Origin of the sequence: Saccharopolyspora gloriosae (assembly GCF_014203325.1) — a bacterium.
Taxonomy (GTDB): Bacteria; Actinomycetota; Actinomycetes; order Mycobacteriales; family Pseudonocardiaceae; genus Saccharopolyspora_C; species Saccharopolyspora_C gloriosae.
Genome location: NZ_JACHIV010000001.1, coordinates 951,237 through 969,586 on the forward strand (window position 1 = coordinate 951,237; position 18,350 = coordinate 969,586).

16 protein-coding genes are annotated in these 18,350 nt (G+C 71.0%); 8 read left to right on the forward strand and 8 right to left on the reverse strand.

Translation table 11 applies throughout. The features are described from left to right. Positions 1-60: 60 nt before the first annotated feature. Positions 61-2,640: an aminopeptidase N gene (gene pepN, locus BJ969_RS04495; RefSeq protein WP_184477571.1), complete on the reverse strand. Its 2,580-nt coding sequence runs from the start codon at positions 2,638-2,640 to the stop codon at positions 61-63. 315 nt (positions 2,641-2,955) lie between these two features. Here pepN and BJ969_RS04500 point away from each other — a divergent pair, with 315 nt between their 5' ends. The 5 genes from BJ969_RS04500 (at position 2,956) to nfi (ending at position 7,486) form a co-directional block, all read left to right on the forward strand. Beyond that, on the forward strand, positions 2,956-3,567 hold the full coding sequence (locus BJ969_RS04500; RefSeq protein ID WP_184477573.1) for a mycothiol-dependent nitroreductase Rv2466c family protein: 612 nt from the start codon (positions 2,956-2,958) through the stop codon (positions 3,565-3,567). A 70-nt stretch (positions 3,568-3,637) separates the two neighbouring features. Beyond that, positions 3,638-4,378, forward strand: coding sequence for an alpha/beta fold hydrolase (locus tag BJ969_RS04505; protein WP_184477575.1), 741 nt, complete (start codon positions 3,638-3,640; stop codon positions 4,376-4,378). An 85-nt stretch (positions 4,379-4,463) separates the two neighbouring features. Then, positions 4,464-5,891 carry an aldehyde dehydrogenase family protein gene (locus tag BJ969_RS04510; protein WP_184477577.1) on the forward strand — a complete coding sequence of 476 codons (1,428 nt, stop codon included), beginning with the start codon at positions 4,464-4,466 and terminating at the stop codon, positions 5,889-5,891. 66 nt (positions 5,892-5,957) lie between these two features. After that, positions 5,958-6,368 carry a prevent-host-death protein gene (locus tag BJ969_RS04515; RefSeq protein WP_184477579.1) on the forward strand — a complete coding sequence of 137 codons (411 nt, stop codon included), beginning with the start codon at positions 5,958-5,960 and terminating at the stop codon, positions 6,366-6,368. A gap of 446 nt (positions 6,369-6,814) precedes the next feature. Beyond that, positions 6,815-7,486, forward strand: a complete 672-nt coding sequence (gene nfi / locus BJ969_RS04520; RefSeq protein WP_343071223.1) for a deoxyribonuclease V — start codon at positions 6,815-6,817, stop codon at positions 7,484-7,486. Positions 7,487-7,838: 352 nt separating this feature from the next. Here nfi and BJ969_RS04525 read toward each other — a convergent pair whose 3' ends face one another. From BJ969_RS04525 to BJ969_RS04550, 6 genes are all read right to left on the reverse strand, one after another. Continuing rightward, positions 7,839-8,177 carry a toxin-antitoxin system YwqK family antitoxin gene (locus BJ969_RS04525; RefSeq protein WP_184477581.1) on the reverse strand — a complete coding sequence of 113 codons (339 nt, stop codon included), beginning with the start codon at positions 8,175-8,177 and terminating at the stop codon, positions 7,839-7,841. A 164-nt stretch (positions 8,178-8,341) separates the two neighbouring features. Continuing rightward, positions 8,342-8,899, reverse strand: a complete 558-nt coding sequence (locus BJ969_RS04530) for a hypothetical protein (RefSeq protein WP_184477583.1) — start codon at positions 8,897-8,899, stop codon at positions 8,342-8,344. Beyond that, on the reverse strand, positions 8,892-13,565 hold the full coding sequence (locus BJ969_RS04535) for a WXG100-like domain-containing protein (protein WP_184477585.1): 4,674 nt from the start codon (positions 13,563-13,565) through the stop codon (positions 8,892-8,894). Before BJ969_RS04535 ends, BJ969_RS04530 begins: the two co-directional genes overlap by 8 nt. Before the next feature lie 41 nt (positions 13,566-13,606). Continuing rightward, a complete protein-coding gene (locus tag BJ969_RS04540) occupies positions 13,607-13,927 on the reverse strand; it encodes a WXG100 family type VII secretion target (RefSeq protein ID WP_343071224.1) in 321 nt (106 codons plus the stop codon). Beyond that, entirely contained in the window at positions 13,924-14,484 is a 561-nt protein-coding gene (locus tag BJ969_RS04545; protein ID WP_343071225.1) for a YbaB/EbfC family nucleoid-associated protein, read from the reverse strand. Before BJ969_RS04545 ends, BJ969_RS04540 begins: the two co-directional genes overlap by 4 nt. A gap of 185 nt (positions 14,485-14,669) precedes the next feature. Next, on the reverse strand, positions 14,670-15,488 hold the full coding sequence (locus BJ969_RS04550; RefSeq protein WP_184477589.1) for an MBL fold metallo-hydrolase: 819 nt from the start codon (positions 15,486-15,488) through the stop codon (positions 14,670-14,672). 56 nt (positions 15,489-15,544) lie between these two features. Here BJ969_RS04550 and BJ969_RS04555 point away from each other — a divergent pair, with 56 nt between their 5' ends. Genes BJ969_RS04555 through BJ969_RS04565 form a run of 3 tightly spaced genes read left to right on the forward strand, consistent with a single transcriptional unit; the run spans position 15,545 to position 17,171 of the window. After that, the gene (locus tag BJ969_RS04555; RefSeq protein ID WP_184477591.1) at positions 15,545-16,015 is read left to right on the forward strand and encodes a ribose-5-phosphate isomerase; all 471 of its coding nucleotides are present in this window, start codon (positions 15,545-15,547) and stop codon (positions 16,013-16,015) included. 7 nt (positions 16,016-16,022) lie between these two features. After that, on the forward strand, positions 16,023-16,364 hold the full coding sequence (locus BJ969_RS04560) for a hypothetical protein (RefSeq protein WP_184477593.1): 342 nt from the start codon (positions 16,023-16,025) through the stop codon (positions 16,362-16,364). A gap of 3 nt (positions 16,365-16,367) precedes the next feature. After that, entirely contained in the window at positions 16,368-17,171 is an 804-nt protein-coding gene (locus BJ969_RS04565) for an Fpg/Nei family DNA glycosylase (RefSeq protein WP_184477595.1), read from the forward strand. Between the two features lie 289 nt (positions 17,172-17,460). On the opposite strand, the gene BJ969_RS04570 is transcribed toward BJ969_RS04565, so the two are convergent. After that, the gene (locus BJ969_RS04570; protein ID WP_184477597.1) at positions 17,461-18,198 is read right to left on the reverse strand and encodes a hypothetical protein; all 738 of its coding nucleotides are present in this window, start codon (positions 18,196-18,198) and stop codon (positions 17,461-17,463) included. Positions 18,199-18,350: the final 152 nt, after the last annotated feature.

Sequence of the window (18,350 nt, forward strand, 5' to 3'; positions counted from 1 at the left end):
CGACCTCCGCACGAAGCGGGAACGGGGCCGGACCGATGCGGTCCGGCCCCGTTCGCACGCTCAGGAGCGGTCGAACTCGCGGGCCGCGAGCGCCCGCACGATGCCCGCCCGGCCTTCCGAGACGAGCCTGCGCAGCGAGGCCGGACGTTCGGCGGCCAGCCAGGCGTCCGCGGCGTCGACGGTGCTCTGCCGCACCGCCCAAGACGGGAACAACCCGATCACCGTCGGCTGCGCGCGTTCGCTGGAACGCCGCTGCCACACCTCGTCGATCTCCGCGAAGTAGCGCTCGACGTAGGGCACCAGCAGCTCGCGCTGCCCCGGGTGCTGGAAGCCCGCGATGATCGAGTCGCTGACCGCGTTCGGCAGCTCGTCGTCGTGCACCGCGCGCTGCCAGGCGCGTTCCTTGGACTCCGGGGTGGGGATCAGCGAGCGGGCGCGCTCGGCCTTGCGCCTGCCGGTGGCGGTCTTGTCCTGCTCCAGCTCCGCGTCGATCTCCGCCTCGTCCGCCGCGCCGTGCGCGACCAGGGCCTGCAGCAGCAGCCAGCGCAGGTCGGTGTCCACGGCGAGCCCCGCCAGCGGTGCCGACCCGTCCAGCCAGCCGCGCACCACCTCGAGGTGCTCGGCGCCGAGCACCGAGGACGCCAGCGAGTTCACGAACGCCAGCTGGTGGTCCGACCCCGGTTCGGCGGCCTGCGCCAGTTCCAGGACGCGGGTGGAGAACCGGTTCCAGCCCTCCGGCTGCCAGTCCGCATCGGCGTAGGAGGCCAGCGCGGTCTGGGTCTGCAACAGCACCCGCTGCACCACGCCGATCTCGCTCTCCGCGCCGATGCCGGACTCCGCGGAGCGCCCCAGCACGAGGCTCACGAAGTCCCGGGCCTTCAGCTCCGCCTCGCGGGTCATCTCCCAGGCCGTGGACCAGCACAGCGCTCGCGGCAGCGACTGCTCGACGTCGCCGATCCGGTCGATCAGCGTGGCCAGCGACTCGGGGTCGAGCCGCATCGTGCAGTAGGTGAGGTCGTCGTCGTTGACCAGCACCAGCTTGCCGCGGTGCACGCCGACGAGGTCCGCGACGTCGGTGCGCTCGTCGCTCACGTCGAGTTCGACGCGGTGGGTGCGGACCAGCTTGCCGGTGGCCGGGTCGTCGTCGTAGACGCCGATCGCGAGCCGGTGGGTGCGGTGCTCACCGGCGCCGGGACGGGCACCGCTCTGCACGACGGTGAACTCGGTGAACCGGCCCTCGTCGTCGGTGGTGAACCGGGGGCGCAGCATGTTCAGGCCGGTGGTCTGCAGCCACTGCGCGCTCCACCAGGACAGGTCGCGCCCGGAGGCCTCTTCGAGCGCCAGCAGCAGGTCGTTGAGCGTGGCGTTCTTCCAGGCGTGGCGCTCGAAGTAGACGCGCAGCCCGGCGAGGAAGTTCTCCAGGCCCACGTAGGCGACGAGCTGCTTGAGCACCGACGCGCCCTTGGCGTAGGTGATCCCGTCGAAGTTGACCTCGACGGCCTGCAGGTCCGGGATGTCGGCGGCCACGGGGTGCGTGGAGGGCAGCTGGTCCTGGCGGTACGCCCAGGACTTCTCGACGCTCGCGAAGGTCGTCCAGGCGCTGGTGTACTCGGTGCCGCCGACCTGCGCGAGCACGCTGGCCCAGGTGGCGAAGGACTCGTTGAGCCACAGGTCGTCCCACCAGCGCATGGTCACCAGGTCGCCGAACCACATGTGCGCCATCTCGTGCAGCACGGTCTCGGCGCGGCGCTCGTAGAGGTAGCCGGTGACCTTCGAGCGGAACACGAAGTCCTCGAGGAAGGTGACGCAGCCCGCGTTCTCCATGGCGCCCGCGTTGAACTCGGGCACGAAGCACTGGTCGTACTTCCCGAACGGGTAAGGCACCCCGAACGCCTTGTGGTAGAAGGCGAAACCCTGCTTCGTCTCGGTGAACAGCCGCTCGACGTCGAGGTGCTCGGCGAGGGAGGCGCGGCAGTACAGCCCCAGCGGGATCGGGGCCTGGCCGTCCTCGCCGGGGAACTCGTCGCGCCACTCCGCGTAGGGGCCCGCGACCAGCGCGACCAGGTAGGTCGACATCGGCTTCGTGGTCTCGAAGACGTGCGTGCGGTGCTCGCCGGAGCCGGTGATCTCGGCGGGCGCGTTCGAGATGACCTTCCAGGACGCGGGCGCGTGCACCGTGATCTGGTAGGTGGCCTTGAGGTCGGGCTGGTCGAAGCAGGTGAACATCCGCTTCGCGTCGGCCGTCTCGAACTGGCTGTAGAGGTACACGCCGCCGTCGACCGGGTCGATGAAGCGGTGCAGCCCCTCACCGGTGTTGGTGTACTGCAGGTCGGCGCGCACGACGAGTTCGTTGTCGGCGGCGAGGTCCGGCAGCGCGAGCCCGGCGTCCTCGGCGTAGCCGGACACGTCGAGCTCGACCCCGTTGAGCGTGGCCCCGCGCACCTGGGCGGCCATCAGGTCGATCCAGGTGGAGGCCCCCGTTCGAGCGCTGCGGAACCGCACCGTCGTGGTGGAACCGAAGGTCCGCACGTCCGGCCCGTTCGCGCCGTCGGAGAGGTCCAGTTCGATCACGTAGGACTCGACGTCGAGCAGCGCCGCGCGCTGTTCGGCTTGGTCCTGGGTGAGGTTCGGCGGGGCCACGGATCACCTCGTTGTTCGTAGGATTCTGCGCACCGGCGTTCCGCGCCGGTGCGGGGCGCTGGAAATCCAATCACGCCGCGGCGTCGCGGTGCCGCCCGACGCCTGATCACCACCGCCGGGCGTGTCGGCGGCGCGGACGAACCCCTGGGAGATCGGGGTGCGGCGGCCGTTCATCCGGGAATATCGGCACATTCCCCATTCGGTTCGGCGTTCTGGGAAGAAGTTCGGGGTGGCGCGGAGTTGTACCTGTCGCGGGTGTCCGCCCGCGCCGAACCGACTTCCGTGCCGTGCACGGAACATTGTGGAGGGTTGTCCATGAGCACCGAGCGCCCCAAGGTCGACTTCTACTTCGACCCGCTCTGCCCCTTCGCGTGGGTGTCGTCGCGCTGGATCCTGGAAGTCGCCCAGGTGCGGGACATCGATCTGAACTTCCGGGTGATGAGCCTGGCCGTGCTGAACTCGGGCCGGGACCTCCCGCAGGAGTACCAGGACCTGATGCTCAAGGCGTGGGGCCCGGTCCGCGTCGCGATCGCCGCCGCCAAGCACCACGGCGACGACGTGCTCGGCCCGCTCTACACCGCCCTCGGCAGCCGGATCCACAACGAGGGCCGCAAGGACTACGAGCAGGTGATCGCCGAGTCGCTGGAGGAGATCGAGCTGCCCGCGTCGCTGGCCGCGGCCGCCACCAGCACCGACTACGACGACGAGCTGCGCGCCAGCCACCACGCCGGGATGGACCCGGTCGGCGAGGACGTCGGCACGCCCACCCTCCACGTGGACGGCGTCGCGTTCTTCGGCCCGATCACCACCCGCATTCCGCGCGGTGAGCAGGCCGGTGAGCTGTTCGACGCGGCGCGCACGCTGGCCGGTTACCCGTACTTCTTCGAGCTCAAGCGGACCCGCACCGAGTCGCCGCAGTTCGGCTGATCCGGATCGTCGCGCAGGTGGCCCGGACCTCGTCGCCGACGTGGGCCGGGCCGTGACTTCGGGAGGTCGGGTGCGGGAGGTGTCGGTCGTGCGGCCGGCGGGCCGGAAGCCCGGTGTCCCGGCGCTGCTGTGCGTGCCGGGGACGATGTCGGACCCGGTGATCTTCGACGGGCTCGCGGAGGCCACCGGGACCGACGTGGTCGTGGCGCCGTGGCTGGAGTGGCCGGGTCCGCACGACATGGCCTCGCTGGGCGCCGAAGTGGCACTGCTGGCGGAGCGGCACGCTCCGGTCGTGCTGCTCGGGCACTCCACCGGGGGCGTGATCGCGTTGTCCGCGGCGTTGCGCACCGACCGGGTGCGCGGCGTGGTCGTCTGCGACAGCGGCGTGAACATGCGCGGGCACGGCGACGTGGACGCGATCATCGACCGGGTGCGCGCGCAGTGGGGCCCGGAGCTGTGGCGCGCGGTCGCCCGGCGGTCGGTGCACCTGCCGCTCCCCGCGGAGGTCGCGGAGCGGCTCGACTCCTATCCGGCCGCTCTGGAGCGGGACGCCGTGCTGGTGGCGTTGCGCAGCCAGCGGGACACGGACCTGGCTCCGCGGCTCGCCGAGCTCGGGCGGCTCCCGGCGCTCGTCGTGCACGGCAGGTTCGACCGCGCCCGCACCCTCGCGCACGCGCAGGAGCTGGCGGACTCGCTGCCGGGTGCGGAACTGGTCGTGCTGGAGTGCGGGCACACGCCGCCGGTGGAGCTCCCGGACCGGTTCGCGGCGGAACTGGTGCGGTTCCTGGCCGGGTTGCCGGACGGGGGTTGATCGGCTCCGCGGCAGCGGTGTGCTCCGCGCTCGCGTTGTGACACGCTCGGTGTCGTATCGATCAGGTCACCCTCGGGAGGAACGCATGGCGGCGCCCACGACCAGCCGAACCGACCATGTCATCGGAGGCGAGCACGTCGCCGGTTCCGGAGCGCGGATCGAGGTGGTCAACCCGGCCACCGAGCAGGTGATCGGTTCGGTCCCCGCCGGAACCGCGGCGGAGGTCGACGCGGCGGTCGCCGCGGCCCGCGCCGCCTTCGACGGTTGGGCGGCCCGCCCGGTGGCGGAGCGGTCGGCCGCGGTGCGCCGGATCTCCGAGGGCATCGCGAAGCGCCGCGACGAGATCGCGGCCACGGTCACCGCCGAGATGGGTTCGCCGATCGGCTTCTCCACCCAGGTGCACGCGAGCGTCCCGGTCGCCACCTCGCGCGGCATCGCCGACCTGCTCGACGCGGGCTACGCGTGGACCGAGGAGTCGGGCAACTCGCTGATCGTCCGCGAACCGGTCGGGGTCGTCGCCGCGATCACGCCGTGGAACTACCCGCTGCACCAGATCGTGGCCAAGGTCGCCGCCGCGCTGGGCGCGGGCTGCACCGTGGTGCTCAAGCCCAGCGAGGTCGCGCCGCTCACGTCGGCCGTCTTCGCCGAGATCGTCGCCGAGGCGGGCGTGCCCGCAGGGGTGTTCAACCTCGTGCACGGCACCGGGCCCGTCGTGGGGGAGGCGCTGGCCGCGCACCGCGACGTGGACATGGTGTCGTTCACCGGTTCCACCCGCGCCGGCCGCCGCGTCTCGGAAGTCGCCGCGCAGACCGTGAAGCGGGTGGCCCTGGAGCTCGGCGGCAAGTCCGCCAACGTGGTGCTGGAGGACGCCGACCTCGCCAAGGCCGTGAAGCTGGGCGTCGCGGGGTGCTTCCCCAACGGTGGTCAGAGCTGCAACGCGCTGACCCGCATGCTCGTCCCGGAATCGCGTTACGAGGAGGCCGTGGAGCTCGCCGTGGGCGCGGTCGCCAAGTACACCGTCGGTGACCCCACCGACGAGACGACCCGCATCGGCCCGATGGTCTCCGACGTGCAGCGCGACCGGGTCGCCGACTACATCCGCAGGGGCGTCGCCGAGGGGGCCTCGGTCGCCGTCGGCGGGCCGGAGGCGCCGGAAGGGCTGGACACCGGCTACTACGTGCGTCCCACCGTGTTCACCGGCGTCACGCCCGAGATGACCATCGCGCGCGAGGAGATCTTCGGCCCGGTGCTGTCGATCCTGTCGTACCGCGACGAGGACGAAGCCGTGGCGATCGCGAACGACTCCGAGTACGGCCTGTCGGGCGCGGTCTTCGGCTCCGACGAGCGCGCGCTGGCCGTGGCGCGGCGCATCCGCACGGGCCAGATCGCCGTCAACGGCGGCGCCTTCAACCCGAACGCCCCGTTCGGCGGCTACAAGCAGTCCGGCAACGGCCGCGAGTTCGGCAGGCACGGCCTGGAGGAATTCCTGGAGATCAAGTCCATCCAGCGATGACGTCGAGTACTTGACGTACGTCAAGTACTCGACGTACTTTCGACGCAGGCCGGAAGGAGTGCGTCGATGGTGCACTACGACAGTTACACCGAGGCGCGGACGCACCTCAAAGACCTGCTGGATGCGGCGGAGCGGGGGCGCACGGCCACGGTCCGGCGGGACAGCAGCACTGCTGTCGTGGTGGACAGCGGCCGATTGCGTCATTTCCTGGTCAGCACCACCGCGGTCCGGGCGCATGTCGTCGCTGAGGACGAGGGGTGGTCGGTCTTCCTCGACGGCGTCCCGGTGGCGGCTGACGGGGCGACCTTCGACGAAGCCATCGACGAGATGATCGCCGCGCTCCGCGAGTACGCCGAGGACTGGCAGGAGCGGCTTCTGGACGCCCCGAACCATCAGGAGAACTGGGGGATGGTCCAGCTCGTCGAGCTCAGCGACGACCCGCAGTTGCGCGCGTGGTTGCTGGGAGCGGCGGAGTGAAGCCTCCTCGCGCCACCCGGGCCGACCACGAGCGGTTCTGCGCGCGCGAGGGTTGGACGCGCGTCCGGAACGCGAGAGGGCGTACCGGGACGCACCACGTCATCTACGAGCTGACGTTGCCCGATGGCCGGGTGCTGCGCACGAGGATTTCCCATCCCCCTGACCGGAGCACGTACGGCCCGAGCCTCTGGGCTCACATCTTGCGTGACCAGCTTCAAGTGTCGGAGGACGATTTCTGGGCGTGCGTCGACCGAAAAGTGCTGCCGGATCGAGGGTTCCCGGTTCGTTCGTCGTCGGAGTCGCTTCCCGCGGAGTTGGTCCGCTTGCTGGTCCACCGGGCCGGGGTTCCGGAGGCCGAGATCAGGACGATGACCAAAGACGAGGCGATCACTCGGCTGAACGCGTACTGGAACGGTCTCTGACCGCCTGGCGCCTAGGGTGGTGGCGTGGTTCAGGTTCGGGAGTTGCACGAGTGGCCGTCCGCCGAGGCGGAGGCCGTCGCCGTCCAGGAGCGGTTGAGGTCGATGGTGCGCTTCGACGGCGCCCCGGAGGAGGTTCGGACCGTCGCCGGGTTGGACGTCGCCTACGCCGAGGGATCCGATGACGTCATCGCCGCGGTCACGGTGCTGAACCTGGCTGATCTGTCCGTTGTGGACAGTTCGGTGGTCCGGGCGCGGGCGGAATTCCCCTACGTGCCGGGGTTGTTCGCGTTCCGCGAGGCTCCGTCGCTGCTGGAGGCGCTGGCCGGGCTCGACGTCGAGCCGGACGTGCTGGTCTGCGACGGGCAGGGGCTGGCGCATCCGCGGCGCTTCGGCCTGGCCTGCCACCTCGGAGTGCTCACGGACCTGCCGAGCATCGGTGTCGGCAAGACCTCGCTGGGGAAGTACGACCCGCCGGGCCCGGAACGCGGCGACCGATCACCGCTGCTGCTCGACGACGAACCGGTCGGGAGCGCGCTGCGCACGCAGCCGCGCGTCAAGCCGATCTTCGTCTCGGTCGGCCACCGCTGCACCCTCGACGCAGCCTGCGACCTGGTGCTCCGCCTCGCCCCCCGCTATCGCCTCCCGGAAACCACCCGAACCGCCGACCAACTGGGCCGAGCCGAATCCCGACGCTGACGTGATGAAGCGGCCAGCTCCCCGCGGGAGCTGCGTGCCCATTGTGCGGGTGGTCATCGAGAGTCCCTCGTCAGTTTTCCGGACTCGTCCCAGGTTTGCACTCGGATAGGCGTGCCCTGCGCGTCGAACTCACGTTCTTCGGCGATATGATTGTTCCGGTGCCATTTGCGAGAGATTCCAGTGGGACGTCCGAGTGTGAAGTGTTCCTCTACGCGGACGTTCCCATCCGGATACCATTCCCAGGTCGAGCCGTGTTCTTGTCCGTCCCGGGTGCAAGCGGGTTTCGCCGACGTGTTCGTGGCAAGGCTGCGGTTGGCTGCATTCAGTGGGGGTGAGCCGGGTCGTTGTGGCCCTAGATCTGGATCCCGTTCTCGTCCCAAGCTCGGAAGTCGACTTGTGAGCCGTGATCGTCGAAATCGGATTCCGTGGCGATCTGGCCGTTCGGATGCCATTCGCGATGCGTGCCGATCGGTATCCCGTTTCGCATCTGCCCTTCCTTGCGCAGGAGATCCGGGCTCCGCCATTCCTGGTAGGGGCCGTCCGGGTATCCCGCGAAGTAGGAGTGGGTTGATACCACGCGGCCGTCCTGACTTGTTGCTACCGTGACGCCGGTGAACGGCTCGCCTTGGTGGAAGACGTGTCCGGACGCGTCCAGAACGACGTCCTCTTCGTCGATGCGGAGATTGATCACTCCGGCCGGAACTCCTCGAGTCGATTTCGTCCGTGCTATCGGTCAAGGCGTTCGGCGTCGTAGCGGTCTGGTGGTCTCGCTCGGCCCCAGCGTTCGCCGCTGCCCGCTTGCCCGTAACAACGAAACCGGTTGGTAGATGGGAATTGCTGTTCCATGGATGGGTTCTAATGTGAAAAATACTTGCGAACCAGCTCTTCGCCGCTTCCTGGGCGTGCGGCGAGGGTTTCCCGCCAGCGCAGAACGTTGTTCGACGCGGATCGGAACCACTCCACGACGCTGGGCCAGGTCTCCGTCACCACCGGTTCGTCGCCTTCATCCTCGTCATCGGCTTCGCGCGCCATCCAGACGGGAGGTGCTTCCAGGTTGATGAGTGGAGCGGGGATGAACTGGTACTCGTATCCGCCATGGCCGGTAAGCACCAATGCTTCCCGAACGTCGATGGCGGTGTCCTTGAGTAGGTCCGCTGCCTCTTCCTTGAGCTGGGGGCCCGTATCGATCACGCCGAAGGTGCTGCCCGAGAACCACAGTCCCGGGGCTGCTCCGATGAGTCGATAGACTTCCCGCAGCGCTTCGGGAATGGCAGGGGCCCCCTGGCTGCGAGTGAACTCCCAAATTTGCTCGTCGCTCGCGCCTCTGCTGGTTTCCGGCTTCCAGCCCTGGCTTGTCGTATCTGTGAAGATGGCTTGGATCTGAGCTGTGGGGCTGTTTTGTGAATCAGGCACTGAAAACAACCTCTCCATGTGTGTTGCGCGCTTCGATGTTGATATTGGGGAATACGGTTTTAAAGGTGTTGAGGACATTCTGGCACGAACGGCAAACGTCTTCCGTTGGGGTTCCCGGTTCCGGGCGCCTTCCCGGGAAATCGATCAGCATTCGAAGGTCCCCGGTGACCGCTTCTCGCAATGTCGACGCCTGATCTCTGAGCTCAGGCGGGAGGGTGCGGGCGAGCACGCGATCGATGATCTCCGGGTGATCGTCCGGGGTCGTCGCGAGGCGTTTGCCGCTGTGGTCCGGGGCGCGTTCGTTGCTGACCTCGGCCAGCACTTCGCGGATGTGCTTGTCCAAGTCTTTTCGGGTCGAACCGTCAGGGCGACGGGTCATCTCTTCGAGGACTTGGCGAGTGAGTCTCTCGATCTGCTTTGGTTCGGAGTCGGAGGCCCTGTTGGTTCCGCCGATATCGGTTAGCGACCCTTGGTCGTCGACATTGAGGGTGGGGAATATTTGTTCGCTGAAGTTGACCCGCTGTGTCCCGTTCTGCCGTTGCCCCATGTAGGTCTTGGTCAGATCCTTGCCCCCGCTGGACGAGTCCTGCTCGGAGTGCACAGCGCGCCCGTCGATGTCCAGGCGTGCCGTGCTGGAGGTCAACGTTCGACTCTTTCCACGGACAGGTTCGGCTTGAACGGGCTTATTCGGATCGTTGTCGAGGCGCTGGTTCGGATCGCCTTCGATCTGCTTTGCTCGATTTTCTTCCACGCGGCCATTGAGCCGCTGGAAGTCGGCTTCGCGTTGTGCATCGACGTCGAGATCATCCCCCCGTGCTTCCGCGTCGTCCGGGGCGGGGCCGGGGTCTTCGCCGTCGCGGGGCGGGTGGAAGCCGTCGTTGCCAGCCGGGGTGTCGGTGCCGTCGGGGTGGTGGGTGTCCCAGCTGCCGTTCGGGGGCCAGCCGGGGCGGCCGTCGGGGCCCATGTCGGAGGCGAAGACGCGGCCGGTGCCGTCGGTCCAGGCGAGGCCGCGGGGCGCGGTGACGGGGACGCCGAGTTCGCGGGAGAGGTCGCGGGCGAGGCCGCTGGTGCCCGCGTCGCAGGACAGCAGGCGGACGGGTCCGCCGTCGTAGGCGGGGTCGCGGCGCAGCATGTCCGCGAACTCCTTGGCGCTGAAGGTGTGGTCGCCGACCCGGACGCGGCCGTCGGGCAAGGCGTGCACGTCGACGGTGTGGTGCACACCGTCGTCGGGGACGCGTTGCGCTAGGTCCCGCATGTTCTGGTCGTGGTGGTACGACGAGCCGCTGGGAGTCCGGTCGCGGGTCGCTTCGGCCTGGTCGAGCTGGTGCTGGCGTTCCGGCGTGCCGGGCTCGGCGTCCGGGTGCTGCCGGTCGCCGTCGTGCGTGCGCTGGTCCGCGTCGTGCGGCCGTTGCTCCGGGCGGTCGTTCGGGCGGTCGGCCTGCCGGTCGGGCCGCGCGTCGGAGGAGTGGCGGCCGTCGGGACGCGCCGATCCGTCCGCTCGTGATCCGTCGGTGGCCGATTCCGGTCCGTCTCGGCGAGGTGCTGAGGAGTCCGGTCGCGCGTCCGGGCGAGCCGAGTCCTGGGTGCGCGGGGGAGCGGGGTCGGCTCCTTGCGGGTGCGTGCCGGCTCGGGCGTCGCGCGGCGACGGGCCCTCCGGAGTGCGAGAGGGCGAGGCTGCGCCGGGCGCTTCCGGGGCGCGGTTGCTCTGAGGGTGTCCGCTGGGAGCCGGGCTCGCGTGTTGCCGGCCCGCTCCGGTGCCGTCAGGGCGCCCGGGTTGCCCGCTCGGGTCAGGGCGCTGCCCAGGAACCTCCGGGCGTGCCGCAGGACCGTTGGCGCTCCCGATGCCGTCCGGACGGCCGGAGGTTCCGGCGTGCGACGGGCCGTCGGGTCGAGCGGAAGTACCTGGGTGCGACGGGCCATCGGGTCGACCAGGGTTTCCGGCGTGAGATGGGGCGTCGGGTCGGGAGGGCGCGGCGTGCTGTGGGCTCGGGCCGTCGGACCGTGACGGGGACTGGCGAGGGGATTCGGCGTGGCGACCGCCGGGGGAAGGTGGCGGGGTCGAGGTGCGCCCGCTGTCGGGACGGGCGGGGGCGTCCGCGCCTCGGGCGGACGGGGCGAGCGGCCGGTCCGAGCGCGAGCCGCCGGGGCGGGAGCCGTCGGCCGGGTGGTGAGCGGCACCCGGAGTGCCGGAGGTGCCGGTCCAGCTCCCGGCGGAGCCCGGCCGGTTACCGCCGGAGCCGGGCGTTCCGGCTGCGCCCGGTGCGCCACCGGCGGGTGCGCCGCCCATCGCGCCACCGCCCGCGCTCGTGCCCTGGTCGGCGCGGCCCGCGCCTCCCGGGGCCGCGGGAGGGGGTGCCGCCGCGGGCTCCGCGGGACGCGCCGGAGCGTCCACATTGGACGCGGACGTGGTGCCGGCGGGTCCGGAAGGCTGCGTGCGCGTGGAATCGCCGCCGTGCGGCATCGAGCCCGAGCCGCCCGCGGATCCGCCGGAAGCCGAACCCGAGTCGCCCGGAGTCGTTGCGGACGCGTTCCCGGATCCGCCGGACGCCGAGCTCGACTCGCCCGGAGTCGTGCCGGAGTTCGAGGATCCGCTGGAGGCATCCGAACCACCGGAGCCGGACTCGGACGACGTGTCGGTGCCCCGGGACCCCGTGCCGCCACTGCCGGTGTCCGGCGTGCCGCTCGAATCGCCTGCGCCCGAGGTGGCTGTCGTGCTGCTGTCGCCGTACCCGGAGCCATAGCCGGAGCCGTACCCCGAGCCGCCGGTGGAGGCGGTGTCGGCTCGGCCCGCGCCGGGACCGCCGTCGGCGGATGTAGTCGACGGGCCGCTGGAACCGCCGTCGGCGGACCTGGTCGACGGGCTGCCGGAACCGCCGTCGGCGGACGTGGTCGACGGGCCGCTGGAGTCGCCGTCGGTGGACGACCTGGGTGTCGCTCCGGAATCGCCCGTGGGTGTGGGATCAGACGTCCGCGTGGCAGCGCCGTCGGAGGCGGACGGGGAGTCCGCCGCGTCGGAGCGAGTGCTCGGGCCCTCCGCGCCGGGGGAGGGCGACGCCGCGTCCGAGCCGGACCGCGCACCACCGGAGTCGGTGTCACCGGACGTGCGTGACCCGGAATCCTCGCCGGACGACCGCGAACCGCCCTCGGAGACCGAGCCGCCGTCGGCGGTCGAGCCGCCGTCGCTCGACGAACGGCTCCCGTCCCCGGCCGACGACGACCCGGTGTCGGAAGAGCTCGTGGCCCCTTCGGTGGACGAGGTGCTTCCGCCGCTGCTCGAATCCGCGCTCGCCGTGGACGAATCACCGGACAGCATGTCCTCAATGGACGAACGAGGCGAGGAAGAACCGCTGTCCGACGAGGAATTCGAGCCGCCGGAGTCGCCGGACGATCCGCCCTCCGCGGTGGCGGACGCCGTGCTGCCCGTGGACGTCGAGCTCGCCGCGTCACCACTGCCACCGGTCGAGCCGCTGTCGCCGGACCTGGCGGAACCGCTGTCACCGCCAGCGGAGGAGCCGCTGCTCCCCGAGGAATCGCCCGATCCGCTCACGTCGGGCACGTCCGGGGCGCTGAAGTGGTTCGACAGGGCCGCGCCGCCCGCTCCCATGCCCGCGCCCATGGCGCCACCGGACATCGCGCCGGTGCCGACGGCGCCCCAGTCGACCTTGCCTTCGGTGATGAGCTGCTCGGCGACGCTGCCGATGGCGCCTTGCGCGGCACCGCTGGCGCCTTCCTTGAGGGCCGTTGCGCCGAGGTTCTTGGCGGCGCTCTCGCCCGCCGCTCCGGCGGCGTCCCCGGCGGCACGGCCCGCGGCTCCGGCGGCGTCGCCAGCCGCGTCACCCGCGGCTCGCCCGGCCGCACCGGCCGCGCTGCCCGCCGCGTCACCCGCGGCTCCCGCCGCGTCCCCGGCGGCCCGGCCCGCGGAGCTCGCCGCGTTGCCCGCGGCATCGCCCACGGCGTCGCCCGCCGCGTCGCCGACGGCCCCCGCCGCCTTGCGCGCCGCCACGTTCCCGACGCCCTCGAAGACACCGCCGACGGCGCCGCCGATGGCCCCGCTGATCGCCGCGTCCTTGAACTTGCCGCCGTCGAGGCCCTTGCGCTCGCCGGAGGCGATCTGGATGCCCTGCACCGCGGCCTCGATCGCCATGGACGTGGCGACCTCGATGGCCACGTTCTTGGCGATGCTCAGCACGAGCTGCTTGAAGATCTGCATCACCACGGTGCGGGTGATGCCTTGCGCGATGGGAATCCCCGCCGTGGAAGCGCCGAAGCTGAACGCCGCGCTGGCGATCATCGCCGCGATCTGGATCGCGAGCGCGATCAGCGAGGCGATGATGGTCAGCTTGGTGTGCTCGACGTCCAGCGCCGCGTCGTCGCAGCCCTGGCCGAGCTGCTCGCACGCCTCCTGGAGCTTCGGCAGCGCGGCCTCACCGCCGTTGCCGATGTCCTGCCAGAGCTTCTCGAACGCGTCGTGCGTCTGGCCTTCCATGCCGCTCAGCGACTGGCTCGCGCCGCCGTTCGCGTCGCCGGTGACGCCGTCGATGCCGTCGCCCGCCGCCCGCCACGCGTCGGCGAGGCGGCGCAGCGCGTCCTCGTCACCTTCCGGCCAGGACTGTCCGACGACGATCGGCAGCAGCCATTTGACCTCGTCGGGCATCTCGATGCTCATGGCGGTAGGACTCCCCAGTCACTGGTCGGCCAAGTCGGTGTTCAGCTCCGCGGCACGTTGCCGATGTCGGAGGCGGCCTGCTCGTCGCGGCCCTCGGTGTCGTCGGCGGTGGCCGTCAGGTTGTCCTCGATGTTGCCGAGCGCCTCGGCGAGCTTCTTCATGCCGTCGCTGACGTCGGTGCTGTTCTTGACGTAGCTCTCGGCGAACTTCTGCCCGGCCTCGTCGCCGCCCCAGCACTCGCCTTCGGCGTCCAAACCGGACTTGAGCTGCTGGAGCACGCTGCTCAGCTGGTCCCCGGCGTCGCCGATCCGCCTGCCGCCCGCCCGGATCTCCTCCGGGCGCATCTCCATCTGGCCGCTCACCAGCGTCCCTCCGTCATGAAGGACTGCGGTGGCTCGTCGTCGTCCGCGTCGTCGCGGCGGGTGCTCGGCTGTTGGGCCGGCGGCTGCTTGCCGGTGCGCGCGGCACGTTCGGCGGCAGGGTCGGGCGGGGCGACCAGCGGGCCGCTGCTGGGCAGGAAGTCCGTCAGCGACGGCGCCCCGGCGAACACGTCCGGCAGGTCCGGGGTTTCGGCGAGCGCGGCGAAATCGGACTGCAAGGACTGCTGCGCGTTGCCGGTGGCCTCCCGGACGACGCTGGTGATGGTGCGCGCCAGCTGTTCCGGCGTGGTGCGGTCGAAGGCCTTCGTCGACAGCAGGAGCTGTTCCAGCGTGCCCGTCGCGTCGACCCGCGCGGTGACCACGCCGTCGTCGGAGACGACCTCGTGGGTCTTGGCCGCGGCCTCGGTCTGCTTCTCCTGGATTTCGGCCGTGCGGCGGCGCAGGTCCGCGAGCATGCCGTCGATCTGGCCGCGCAGGGCGTCGTTGCTGGTGCGCAGTTCCTGCCGCCGCGCCGCGCCGGTCGGGTCCGGATCGGACACCGTCGCCTCCCCAAGTAGTCGTTCGCCGCACCACGGCGATGTTGATCGCCCCAGCGTAGTGCCGTCGTGCGGGTCACCGGCCGGGTGATTTCCGGCCATTGGTGAGCATGACGTTCCCGGCCGGAGATCGGTGCCCCCCGCTCGCGAAATGACTCCGAACGGCCGCACGCGTACCGCTGAACGGCCTAGCGGAAGTTCCGCAGGGCTTGCTCAGTGGTGTCGGCGGGATACGGGGAGTGATGCAGCGCTTCACCGGCGGTGAGCTCGCCGCGGGCGTGCCGCGCGCACACGTCGGCCAGGCGGACGAGTTCGTCGCGCTGCCCGCGCACGAACTCCGCGTCGACCGGGGCGCCGTGGCCGGGCACGACGATCTCCGGTCGCAGCGCGAGCACGCCGCTCAGCGCCGTCGGCCAGTGCTGCGGGTCGGCGTCCTCGAAGTCCGGGGGCGCGCCCTGCTCGACGAGGTCGCCGGCGAGGACCACCGCCACGTCCGGCACCGACACCACCAGGTCGTGATCGGTGTGCGCCGGTCCGAAGTGGTGCAACCGCACGACGCGCCCGCCCAGGTCCACTTCGGCCGAACCGGTGACCGCGCGGTCCGGCGGGACCACCTCGCTGGCGGCGAGCGCGTCGGCGACGTCGGCGCGCCCCTCGCGGCGGTAGTGCGCGCACCACTGCGCGCGCTGCCGCTCGGCGTGCTCGCGCAGGTAGGCGGCGCATCCCCGGTGCGCCCACACCGGTGCGGGCCGGAACGCGGCGGTGCCGAAGCAGTGGTCGAAATGGCCGTGCGTGAGCACGACGACGCAGGGCAGCGAAGTCTCGGCCCGCACCGCCGCGGCGAGCTCCGCGCCCTGGCGATGATCGCCCCGGGTGTCGATGACCAGCGCCCGCTCCGAGCCCAGCACCAAGCCGGTCGTGAGGTCGAGCTCCTCGTGGCGCCGGGCGCGCACGCCGTCGGCCACCTCCAGCCACCGGCCCGCCCGCTCGGTGTCGCCATCGGTCACGCGGCAACCCTAACCAGGGTGCGAGGCAGCGGCGGGGCGTTTGACACACTGCCTCCGTGCGCGTCTACCTAGGATCTGATCACGCAGGGTTCGAACTCAAGAATCACCTGGTCAAGTGGCTGACCGAGCGCGGTCACGAGGTGACCGACGTGGGCCCCGCGGCCTACGACGCCCAGGACGACTACCCGCCGTTCTGCGTCGAAGCCGCTCGCCAGGTCGTGGCCGACGAAGGCAGCCTCGGGCTGGTCATCGGCGGCTCCGGCAACGGCGAGCAGATCGCGGCCAACAAGGTCCCCGGCGCCCGCGCGGCCCTGACCTGGAACGTCGACACCGCCAAGCTCGCTCGTCAGCACAACAACGCACTGCTCGCCGGCATCGGCGCGCGGATGCACTCCGTCGAGGAGATCGAGGCGATCGTCGAGGCGTTCCTCGGCACGGAGTTCGAAGGCGGCAGGCACCAGCGCCGCATCGACCTGCTCTCCGACTACGAGCGGACCGGCGAACCGCCGGCGCTGCCCGCGGAGTGACCACGACATGACCGAAGCACGCCCGGCCACCGCCCTGCTGACGCCGCTCGTCGCGTTCGGTGGTGCGGTGGCCGGCGTGCTCGTCCTCTTCTTCGGGCAGAGCGCGCTCGCGCCCTACCTGGCGGGCGGCCCCGGCGCCGCCTGCGCGCAACCCGACTGCGCCCTCGGCGTCGGGATCTGGCTGATCGTCGGCGGTTTCCTCGCCGTGTGCCTCGCATTCGTGAGCGGAGTCGTCGTGGCGCTGCGCCGCGGCGCGGCCCCCGGTGCGGTGCGGCGCGGACTGGTCGTGAGCGCCTGCTGCGTGCTCGCGTACCTCGCCGAGTCGATCGTGCTCTGGGTGTTGTTCTGACCCATGCCCGAAGGTCACACCCTGCACCGGCTGGCCGGGCTGCACGACTCCCGCTTCGGCGGCCACCGCGTCCGCGTGTCCAGCCCGCAAGGACGGTTCGCCGCCGGTGCCTCCCGAGTGGACGGCGCGCCGTTCGAGCGCGCGGAGGCGCACGGCAAGCACCTCTTCCACTTCTACGGCCCCGAAGTCGTGCACGTGCACCTCGGGCTGTACGGGACCTTCACCGAATTCCCGCTGCCGCCGCAGGAACCGCGCGGCCAAGTGCGGATGCGCCTCATCGGGCCGGACACCGGCACCGACCTGCGCGGACCCACCGCGTGCGAACTGCTCACCCTCGACGAGGTCACCGCGCTGCGGGAACGGCTCGGACCGGACCCGCTGCGCGCCGACGCCGAACCCGAACGGGCGTGGACGCGGATCTCGCGCTCCCGCACCAGCATCGCCGCGCTGCTGCTGGACCAGAAGATCCTCGCCGGAGCGGGCAACGTGTACCGCGCGGAAGTCCTGTTCCGGCACGGGATTGCGCCCTACACGCCGGGACGTGACCTCACTGAGCAGCAGTGGAAGCTCATCTGGGACGACCTGGTCGAGCTGATGGCCGACGGCGTCCGGGTCGGCCGCATCGACACCGTCCGCCCCGAACACGAACCCGAGGCCATGGGGCGGGAACCCCGGCAGGACCGCCACGGCGGCGAGGTCTACGTCTACCGCCGCGCCAACGCGCCGTGCCTCGTTTGCGGCACGCCGATCGCGACCGCGGACCTATCCGGCCGCAACCTCTACTGGTGCCCTGAGTGCCAGTCTTAGATCTTGCTTCCACGGCTCGTGTGGCTTGGGTGTCCGGATAGCGGAATCTCAGGCGGTCTGTCGCTGCGGGATCTTTTTCCCGAGTGGCTCCGCCACGAGGGAAAAAGCCGTCCTCGCGACAGACCGCCTGAGAACCCGCCGGTGAGGGCTTTCGACGTGGGCTATGTGCTGCGCACATACAGGCACGGCCTAAGGCCGCTAGGCACGGCTTCGCCGCTAGGCAGACTTGCTTCGCAGCCCAACTGCAGGGGCTTTGCTGTCTAGGTACGGGCTTTGGGGGCCGGGTGGGTTAGAAGCCGAAGTCGCCTAGGTCGAAGTCGAAGTCTCCGAAGTCGCCGCCGTCGCCTGCGTCGGCCATGTCGCCCGGGTCGCCCATGTCGGCTTGACCGTCTTGGAAGCCGTCTGCGTAGGCGGCTTCGGAGACGCCGGGCATGCCGCTGAACATGGCGCTCATCAGGAGGAACGAACCGGCGCCCCAGGCTCCGGCGACGAGTGCGGGCTTCCACCACGGCTCGCTGTACCAGCCCTCGGGGACCGGACGGCCCGCGACGCGCCCACCGGGGTAGTAGTGCGGGGTCTGATCGCTCGGTGACGGGGAGGCGACCTGCTGCCTGCCCTCGACTTCGACCTCGCGGTGCTCGGTGACCTTGCCCGCGCCGTGGCTGAGGTCCGGCAGCTCCGGGCCGGGGTCCAGGCCCATCGCGGTGCGCGCGGCCCGCACGTAGTACAGGCCTTCCATCGCGGTCTGCGTGGTCAACCTGCACTGCTCGGCGGAGCTCGCCTGGTCGAGCTGGGACACGGCGGCGTTGTGCCGTTCGGCCGCGTCGGCCATCGCCTGCTTCGAGGCCTCGTCGGTGCCGTCGATGTTGAGCACCTGGCCGCCGAGGCGCTCCACCCAGCGGCGAGCCTCGGCCCGCGAGTCGTCCAGCTCCTTGCGCGAGCGCTCCAGGGTCTGGCGGCGGGACCACCACAGCGCGCCCACGAGGACGACGGCCGCGACGATGATCAGGATGAGTGCGCCCGACATGGTCCCTCCGAACGGATTCCGGCCCGACGTGTCCGCCACGGCGTCCACGCTTTCGAAGGTACCCGTTCGGACGACCACCCCGGCGAGATCGAGCTCCCAACGGCTGCAGCGAACGCTCGACCGGCACCGCTGAACCCGGTCTCCGCCCCCAC

Excerpts from the sequence above, each read along its gene's own strand:
- BJ969_RS04500 (WP_184477573.1), top strand. The coding sequence starts at position 2,956 with ATGAGCACCGAGCGCCCCAAGGTCGACTTCTACTTCGACCCGCTCTGC.
- BJ969_RS04510 (WP_184477577.1), top strand. The coding sequence starts at position 4,464 with ATGGCGGCGCCCACGACCAGCCGAACCGACCATGTCATCGGAGGCGAG.
- BJ969_RS04515 (WP_184477579.1), top strand. The coding sequence starts at position 5,958 with ATGGTGCACTACGACAGTTACACCGAGGCGCGGACGCACCTCAAAGAC.
- BJ969_RS04535 (WP_184477585.1), bottom strand. The coding sequence starts at position 13,565 with ATGAGCATCGAGATGCCCGACGAGGTCAAATGGCTGCTGCCGATCGTC.
- BJ969_RS04560 (WP_184477593.1), top strand. The coding sequence starts at position 16,023 with ATGACCGAAGCACGCCCGGCCACCGCCCTGCTGACGCCGCTCGTCGCG.
- BJ969_RS04565 (WP_184477595.1), top strand. The coding sequence starts at position 16,368 with ATGCCCGAAGGTCACACCCTGCACCGGCTGGCCGGGCTGCACGACTCC.
- BJ969_RS04570 (WP_184477597.1), bottom strand. The coding sequence starts at position 18,198 with ATGTCGGGCGCACTCATCCTGATCATCGTCGCGGCCGTCGTCCTCGTG.